The organism is Nocardiopsis prasina DSM 43845 (assembly GCF_000341265.1).
GTDB lineage: Bacteria > Actinomycetota > Actinomycetes > Streptosporangiales > Streptosporangiaceae > Nocardiopsis > Nocardiopsis prasina.
In genome coordinates, this window is record NZ_ANAE01000065.1 from 489 (window position 1) to 1529 (window position 1041).

A 1041-nucleotide genomic window follows, 5' to 3' on the forward strand; every position below is an offset into this window, starting at 1 on the left:
TCCCAGCCGCCCCTTTCGCGGGCCATCCGCAGGATGGAGCGGCGCCTGGGTGCGCCGCTGTTCCACCGCAGGCACAACACCATCCGACTGACGCCCGCGGGCGACACGCTGCGCAGCGAGGCGCAGAAGGTGCTGGAGGCCGCCGCGGCGGCCTCGCGGCGCACCCGTCGGGCGGGCACACAGGCCCGGGCGCTCACCGTCACCGCCGCGCCGGGCCGCAGCACGGAGCTGCTGCGGCACATCGCCGGGGCGTATTCCGCCCGGCCGGGCGCGGCCCGCACCGACATCGCCGTCACCGGCTACCGCACCCAGGCTGCGGCCCTGCGCAGCGGCGAAGCCGACCTGGCTCTGCTCAGTACGCCTTTCGACGCGGAGGGCCTGTGTGTTCAGCCGCTGTGCGCGGAGGAGCGGGTGGCCGCGGTGCCCGCCGACCACCGGCTGGCCGGCTGCAGCGGACTGCGCTGCAGCGACCTCGTCGGCGAGCCCTTCCCCTCGTGGCCCGGCGATACCGAGGCGAGCCGGCGGTACTGGTCGGGCCAGGACGGCTCGGAGCCCGCCGACAGCGCACCGGCGGCCCAGGGTCCGCTCGTCCACGACGTCTCCCAGCTCATCGAGGTGGTCGGCCTGGGGCAGGCCCTCGCCCTGGTGCCGCGCCACGTCGCCGCGGCCAACGCCCGCCCCGACGTCGTGTACCTTCCGGTGGCCGACGCCAGCCCGTACCGGACGGTCCTCGCTTGGCCGCAGGGCCCGGCCGAACCGGCCGTCGACCTGTTCGTGCGCACGGCGGCGGACCTCTTCTCCGCCGATCCGCCGCCCGGCGCCGTGGCGGAACCCGCCTAGTACCGGCCCCGCATTCTTCCTGCGTAACGTCGAATGACGGACCATCCGCCCGAAAGTTGCGGAAACCGTGAGTCGTTAGGGCGAGCCCGAACCGAGCCGCATTCTGCACTGCGCACTGAACCGGTTCACGACCGGACCCGGTATTGCACGGCCCCGCGGGTCGGATCCCAACACCGTTGTTTTAGGGTGTTTTCGCTGGTG

At 73.8% G+C, this 1041-nt stretch carries 1 protein-coding gene (cut by a window edge); it reads left to right on the top strand.

The window, feature by feature from the left end:
* On the top strand, window positions 1–840 hold the 3' portion of the coding sequence (locus tag D452_RS27530) for a LysR family transcriptional regulator (RefSeq protein WP_204366592.1). It extends 33 nt beyond the left edge of the window; 840 of the gene's 873 nt are visible here — the last part of the coding sequence; the start codon falls outside the window, past its left edge; it ends in the stop codon at window positions 838–840.
* Window positions 841–1041: the final 201 nt, after the last annotated feature.